This window comes from Gemmatimonas sp., from assembly GCF_044345575.1.
Classification (GTDB): domain Bacteria; phylum Gemmatimonadota; class Gemmatimonadetes; order Gemmatimonadales; family Gemmatimonadaceae; genus Gemmatimonas.
Genome location: NZ_JBIJAW010000353.1, coordinates 1 through 3,352, shown reverse-complemented (window position 1 = coordinate 3,352; position 3,352 = coordinate 1). Strand labels below are relative to the sequence as shown.

At 68.0% G+C, this 3,352-nt stretch carries 3 protein-coding genes; all 3 read left to right on the top strand.

All coding sequences use genetic code 11. The annotated features are described in order from the left end of the window. A partial coding sequence (locus tag ACIQ6O_RS15015; RefSeq protein ID WP_396208589.1) for a 6-pyruvoyl trahydropterin synthase family protein occupies window positions 1-368 on the top strand: 368 nt, incomplete at its 5' end. Continuing rightward, window positions 365-1,948 (top strand): D-alanyl-D-alanine carboxypeptidase/D-alanyl-D-alanine-endopeptidase, encoded by a 1,584-nt coding sequence (gene dacB, locus ACIQ6O_RS15010; RefSeq protein WP_396208588.1) that lies wholly within the window; start codon window positions 365-367, stop codon window positions 1,946-1,948. The genes ACIQ6O_RS15015 and dacB, both read left to right, overlap by 4 nt. Next, the gene (gene glp / locus ACIQ6O_RS15005; protein ID WP_396208587.1) at window positions 1,945-3,258 is read left to right on the top strand and encodes a gephyrin-like molybdotransferase Glp; all 1,314 of its coding nucleotides are present in this window, start codon (window positions 1,945-1,947) and stop codon (window positions 3,256-3,258) included. The genes dacB and glp overlap by 4 nt, the downstream gene beginning before the upstream one ends. The last annotated feature ends 94 nt before the right edge of the window (window positions 3,259-3,352 follow it).

Sequence of the window (3,352 nt, the reverse complement as noted above, 5' to 3'; positions counted from 1 at the left end):
CCGATTGGAGTGATCAGGAGAACGCCGACATCTTCGGCGCGTGTGCCCATCCGAATTACCATGGGCACACCTACGTGTGTGACGTGACGGTGGCAGGGCCGGTGGACGAGGAGACCGGGTTTCTCGTGGACCTTGGGTTTCTCGATCGGGTGCTGCAACGGGAAGTGCGTGACCGGTTCGATCACCGCAACATCAATCTCGATGTGCCGGAATTCGCCGACGGCAAGATGATTCCCACCGGCGAAAACCTGGCGCGTTTCATCTGCGAACGGGTGCAGGCGGCGCTCGCGCACACGACGGCGCGTGTGATCAAGGTGCATCTCGCCGAAGATGCGACACTCAGCAGCAGCTACGAGGTGGACGCGTGAGCCGCGCGATGCGATGGACCGCCATGACCATCTGGTCGTCCACGGCAGTGGTGGTGGCCAGCGCGTGCGCGCGCTCGAGCACGCAGGCGTCGATCGAGCCACGCCGGCCGGAGCCGGTCGCGCCGGCCATGATGCCCGTGGCGGAGGTACCCGCACCCACGGTGAAGCAGCAGTTGCAGCACACGGTCGACTCGATCGTCGCCGCGCCGATGTGGCGCAATGCGCGGCTCGGCATTCTCGTGGTCGACCCGGAGACGGGTGACACGCTGGTCAGCCACGACGCCGATCGCCTGTTCATGCCGGCGTCGAACCAGAAGCTGCTGACCGGCGCCATTGCCACCACCGTGCTCGGCCCCGACTACCGGTGGCGCACGCCCGTCTTGTTGCATGGCATGCAACGCGGCAGCACGTGGTACGGCAACGTGTACCTGCAGGGAAGCGGCGATCCGAGCATCAGTGACGCGCTGCGCGGCGGTCGGGCTCAGGCGGCATTCGACGAAGCGGTTACCGCATTGCGCACCCGCGGCATTCGCCGCATTACCGGGCACGTTTTGCCCGCTGGCGACGCGCTGCCGGGGCTCACCACCGGCTACGGGTGGGCCTACGACGATTTCGACGCCGCCTATAGCGCCGCCATCGACGAGCTGATGTTCAACGAGGGCGAGCTGTATGTGACGGTGCGGGCCGGTCGCACCATCGGCGCCGCCGTGTCGGCCAGCACGACGCCCACGCTGCGCTACCCGGCGCTGCGTATCGAGGCGACGACCCGCGACAGCGTCGCGGCAGCCGGCGCGCCACGACCGGCCCGCCTGCAGGCCGCGTACGACAGCGTGGGACACACCCTCGTGCTTACAGGTACGCTCGCCCTCGGCGACAGTGCGCGACTCACCGTGGCCTACCGCCACCCCGCGGATGCGTTCGTCGCTGCCTTCGGGGAGTCGCTCGCGGCCGAACGCATCGTCGTGCGGGGAAAGCCACTCGCCCGCCGTGACACGAGCGGCCGCGCGCTCGATACGCTCGCGGTGATCGTGTCGCCCCCGTTCGCCGAAGTGCTCAAGCGCATGGAAAAGCCGTCGCAGAACCAGATGGCTGAACTGTTCTTCCGCACGGTGGCGCTGCATGCCACGGGCAGCGGGTCGGCCGACAGTGCGCAGGCGATCGGCACGCGCACGCTCGCCTCGTGGGGCATCACCGCGGCCGACGTGGCGTATCGTGATGGCAGCGGCCTCTCGCGGCACGACTACCTCACGCCCCGCGCGGTGGTGAAGGTGCTCGATGTGATGCGCCGCTCGCCGCACGCCGCGCTGTTCCGCGACGCGCTGCCCATTGCCGGTGTCGACGGCACGATTCGCTCGCGCATGCGCGGCACGCCCGCCGAAGGCAACGTGCGTGCGAAAACCGGGACGCTGGACAAAACGCGTTCGTTGAGCGGCTACGTGACGACCGTCAACGGGCGCGTACTGCTCTTCTCAATGCTTGCGAACAACTTCACGACGCCCAACCGCGAAGTGGAGCGCGTGCAGGATCTCATCGCCGGCTTCCTGGCCGGCAGTACCCTCACCAGCGGCGGCGGGAAGTGACCGGCAACACGGGGATGGGCGCCGCAACGGGCCTGTCGTTTGCCGATGCCCTCGCCGCCGTGCTCCGGGGAGCGGGGGAACGGCGCCCCCGCAGCGAGGTCGTGCCGATCGAACAGGCATTCGGACGCGCCCTGTCGCAGGACGTGACTAGCCGTATCGCGCTGCCTCCGTGGGACAACGCCGGCATGGATGGGTATGCCGTGCAGAAGGCCGACGTGCTTGGGGCCACGACCGTCGTGCCGCGCGCGTTGCCCGTGGTCGGCACCAGTGTGGCCGGCGCCGACCCCACCTCGTTGCCGTGGGTACAGCAGGGAACGGCCGTGCGCATCATGACCGGTGCGCCCATGCCTCCCGGTGCCGATGCAGTTGTGCGCATCGAGGACACCGACGGTGGTGAATCGGTCGTGCAGATTCGCCACGACCGCGACGTTCTCGGGCGTGGCAACGTACGGCCGCGTGGTGAGGATATCGCGGCCAACAGTGTCCTGTTTACCGCGGGCACGTCACTCCGTGCGTCGCACCTCGGCGCACTGGCGAGCATCGGCATGCGCGACGTGCCCGTATTCGCGGCACCGCGCGTCACCATCGTTTCGAGCGGCGACGAACTGGTCCTGCTCGACCGGTTCGATGAAGTGGAGAGTGGCCATCGCATCGTGTCCTCCAGCAGCTATGCGCTGCCGGCCCTCTTGCGGGGGGCTGGGGCCGAGGTCACCATGGCCCCGCTGGTGCACGATTCACTCGACGCCCTGACGCAGGCGATCGGTGGGGCGCTCGACGCCGGCTGCGATCTGCTCGTCACCACCGGCGGCGTGTCGGTTGGCGCGCACGATTACACCCGAGACGCGCTCGCTGCGTTGGGCGGATCGCAAAGCTTCTGGCGGGCACGCATTCGCCCTGGTGGTCCCGTTGGTACCGGTACCGTGCGCTCGGTACCGTGGGTTGGTCTGCCCGGCAATCCCGTGTCGACCATGGTGACCGGCGCATTGTTCGCCTGGCCATTGCTGCGGGCACTGGGTGGCCACGCCGCCGTGCACCACGCGCGGATTCCGGTTCGCATGATGGATGCGGCCGACACGCCGGCGCCTCTTACCTACTTCCTGCGCATCACGTTGCACGTCGGTCCGGATGGCATGCTCGAAGCGCGACTCGCCGGCGCACAGGGATCCAATCTGCTGCGAACCATGGCCCTCGCCGACGCCCTGCTCGAAGTACCGGAACATGTCGCGCAGGTGGAAGCGGGATCGGTTTTGTCTGCCGTGCTCCTCCCCGATGCGCCCGTACTGTTCGCCGCGACGGAGCGTGTGTCGTGACGGAAACCGGTGCGCATTCCAACCTGATCGAGTTGTCGGGTTTGCACGGTGCCGATCTCGAAGCGGCGTTCGCCCGCAAGTTCGAAACGGCCAC